Origin of the sequence: Agrobacterium sp. LR_9 (assembly GCF_041954855.1) — a bacterium.
Classification (GTDB): Bacteria; Pseudomonadota; Alphaproteobacteria; order Rhizobiales; family Rhizobiaceae; genus Agrobacterium; species Agrobacterium leguminum.
In genome coordinates, this window is the sequence record NZ_JAVAYA010000053.1 from 1 (window position 1) to 3,207 (window position 3,207).

Genomic DNA, 3,207 nt, shown 5'->3' on the forward strand with positions numbered 1-3,207 from the left:
GGACAAATCATCTTCCTTCGGCCTGCAGCTCTCCCTGTCCTCGATCGGCTTCGATATCGGCAAGTCGAAGGGCTATGACGAGACGCTGACGAATGCCTCCATCACCGCCGCCGGAAACGTCTCGCTGACATCGGGCCGCGATACGGCGCTTCTGGGCGGCAACATCATCGGCAGGACGGTCGATCTTGATGTCGGGCGCGATCTCACCATCCTCTCGCCGCAGGCGCAGGGCTGGCGCGACGGCTTTTCCTTCGGCCTGACGGTTGGCGTCAACCCCGCCGATTGGAGCGTTCGCGGCTCGAAGGAGGACGGTTTCAAGGCATGGTCCTCCGGCTCGGGGATTGTCGCGGCACAGGGCATCGATATCAAGGTTGCCGAAGACACCACGCTGGTCGGTGCGCTGCTTCAGACAACCGATGGCGATATCAGCCTCGATACCGGCACACTGACCGTGGCTGACCTGAAGGATACCGACCAGTACAAGAACGTTGGCGGGTCTATCGGCATGAGCGGCGGTGGGCTAAACTCCGTCGGTTTCTCCTACGAGAAGAAGGACAAGCAGGGCGAGACCCGCACGACGCTCGATGCCTCCGGTGAATTGAACGTCACCATCCGCGATGCGGACAAGGACGGCATTGCTGGAACGGAGGCCGACAAGGCGGCAGCCGAGCAGCTACTCGCCTCTATCAACAAGGATGCCTCGAAGTATCAGGAAATCAACAAGGACAGCTATACCAAGCTGTCGGGTGAACTCGATGTCCAGAATCTGATCGAGTTCGGCGATAACATCAAGGCGATCCGGAACTATCAGCGGGCTATGAACGCCGCCATTCCGGAAGCCATCGCTGCGGAAGGGCCGGAAAACGTCGACTACTATAGGCGTCTGCTGGCCAACGGTCTAACGCCGACTGAAGCGGCACGCGCTATCGAAGCCCCAGAGATCCAGCAATTCGTCTCAAGCCAGCGTGTCTGGAACGACGCGGTTGGTTTCTATGGTTCGGCGAGCAAGGTCCCGGCTGAAATCAAGGCCGCAATTGCAAACGGTATAAAGCTTGATTTTTCTACAGGCGAACCGCTGATAAGACGGGAAGGCTGCGAAACCAATGGCTTCGGTTGCGAAGTAAAATTCCAGACGCAGAATGCTGAGGGCATGCGTCAGGCCGAGATTGCAGTTTCCAACGCGAAGTCCGAACTCGAAACGTTGGTGCCTCAATTACAAGGGCTGCTCGACAAGGCGCTTTCCGGCGACCTTACGATCAATCCTGCTGCACTGTCGCTCGAGATCGAGAAGACCAAGGCGAAGATCTCTGCCGCCATGTTCATCTATGAGCTCTGCTATGACACGGTCGGTGAAACCTCACTCGTCAAGGTCCTGAACGACGTGGTGAATTCAACACCATCCAACGCGGGTGGCATCTACGGGGAACTTGGTGCAGCAGATGTTACAGGTTTCCTCGAGACAAGCTTCAGCGACGTCCGCCGGAAAGTCTTCTACAGCGACAAGCCGGGAGCAATCGAAACTGCAGATGAGGTTTTTCTTCTGACACCAAGCCCCGCATTCGTCGCGTCGGGCGCCAAACTCACCGGGAAGGTCATCGCAAGTGGAGCTTTGCGACTCTACGAAACAACTGCTGGCAAGTGGTTGTCGAAAGAGGCGATCGAGTATTCGATCAGCAAGGATGTAATAGCAAAATATAATCCCTTAAACAAAGGGCCGCTTCCAAATGACATCGCGCAGACGTTTAGAAGCGGAACCTATGACGAAGTGGTGACGACCAAGCCCACGACCCTCTATCGCGTGATCAGTGACGATGGAAACCCCGCTGGCGGTTACTGGACTACGGCAAAGCCTAGGGGGCCTTTGCAATCTGTTATCGATAGTGCACTCGATCAAAATTGGGGTAATAAAGCGACGCGAATAGTCGAAATGGAGGTGCCTCCAGGCACGAAATTGTTTGAGGGCGTTGCGGCCCAACAGAGGGCGCTCGTCGGCGGCGGTAATCAAATCTATTTCGATCGATCGATCAACCCATTGAATCCCAACTGGATAAAACAATGAAAAACTGTGACTGGGAAGAAATTTCCTCCTTCAGAAGCTTAAGCGAATATCAGCGATTTTTAGCTTGGCTCGAAGAGCAAGTAAAAAGAGGAGAGTGCGAAGAAATCGTAGAAGATAAGACTATTTTCTTTGAACCGGCCGAGCGTAAGTTTCGCTGTAGAGAGAGTGGTGAAATATGGCGCTTGTTGTGTCCTGATCCGGGCTATTTCTCAGGTTCATGGCGTCCTGAAGTGATTGGCACTGAGAGGTGACACCAACTCAGTTCCCCGGCAATTTTACATTCCAGCGTGAATCACCCTACCCCATCCCCTTTGGCTTAGAAATATCCATCACCTCACGTCCCCAGACCACGCCGCGATTTGCGATGGCTCGTGCAATATCCTCCACTTCCCGCTTCCGGGCTTGGATAATTGTCGTCGCCCGCGATAGCTCGACCTGCGGATATCGGTTACCAAGGTGGTTATCGTGGAAAGGCGCGATTGGTGTATTCCAACGATGGAATGATATATTATTCACCTGATCACTATAAGAAACTCGAAATGATTGAAAACAGAGCAGGAGGAATAAACTGAAAGAGATAAAGCTAGACCTTCTGAACATTGAAACGGAAGATCAGTTCCATGATTTTGTTCAAAATAAATTAGAATTTCCTTATTATTATGGGAGAAATGCAGATGCGTTTTGGGATTGCATAACCGATATTTTCGATGAAATATCATTTCATATATTAAACTACGACAAGCAAAGTTCTTTTGTTAAAAGGCAAATAGATGTATATATCTATATGATGTTTCTATATCAAGAGAAGAGAAAAGGACGATTTTCTATTCACGTTTACTTCGATTAAGTGTAGAATATTTGAAGGGCTTTTAAGTTTGGCGCTCGACGTTTCAAACCCCTCGGTTGTCGCCGGAAAGAGGAATTGTCCGAGAGAAGCCACGAGTGGTCCGCTTGCACGTGCTTTGTTTCGATTATCATCGAAAGAGTATCAAGGGAATTTTGCTCTTTGTGGTGACAAGGATAACTACATTATTGTTGACGAGTTGGTTGATGATGCCCTTTATTGGGCAAGAAAAAAACTCATATCTGTTGATCGCGGAACAGAACTCTATTTAAAAATTGAGCGACTGTTTACTCTTTTGAAGGAG

4 protein-coding genes are annotated in these 3,207 nt (G+C 51.0%); all 4 read left to right on the forward strand.

Annotated features, from left to right (window positions below):
* Positions 1 to 2,059, forward strand: a 2,059-nt coding sequence (locus tag RAC79_RS25465; RefSeq protein ID WP_374997686.1) for a hemagglutinin repeat-containing protein, incomplete at its 5' end; no start/stop codon positions are given.
* The gene (locus RAC79_RS25470; protein ID WP_142846362.1) at positions 2,056 to 2,310 is read left to right on the forward strand and encodes a hypothetical protein; all 255 of its coding nucleotides are present in this window, start codon (positions 2,056 to 2,058) and stop codon (positions 2,308 to 2,310) included. The genes RAC79_RS25465 and RAC79_RS25470, both read left to right, overlap by 4 nt.
* A gap of 341 nt (positions 2,311 to 2,651) precedes the next feature.
* On the forward strand, positions 2,652 to 2,906 hold the full coding sequence (locus RAC79_RS25475) for a barstar family protein (RefSeq protein WP_374997687.1): 255 nt from the start codon (positions 2,652 to 2,654) through the stop codon (positions 2,904 to 2,906).
* A 28-nt stretch (positions 2,907 to 2,934) separates the two neighbouring features.
* Positions 2,935 to 3,207, forward strand: a 273-nt coding sequence (locus RAC79_RS25480) for a hypothetical protein (RefSeq protein ID WP_161988001.1), incomplete at its 3' end; no start/stop codon positions are given.

What these genes read in the sequence shown, in the direction of transcription:
- RAC79_RS25470 (WP_142846362.1), top strand. Translation starts at nt 2,056, where the DNA reads ATGAAAAACTGTGACTGGGAAGAAATTTCCTCCTTCAGAAGCTTAAGC.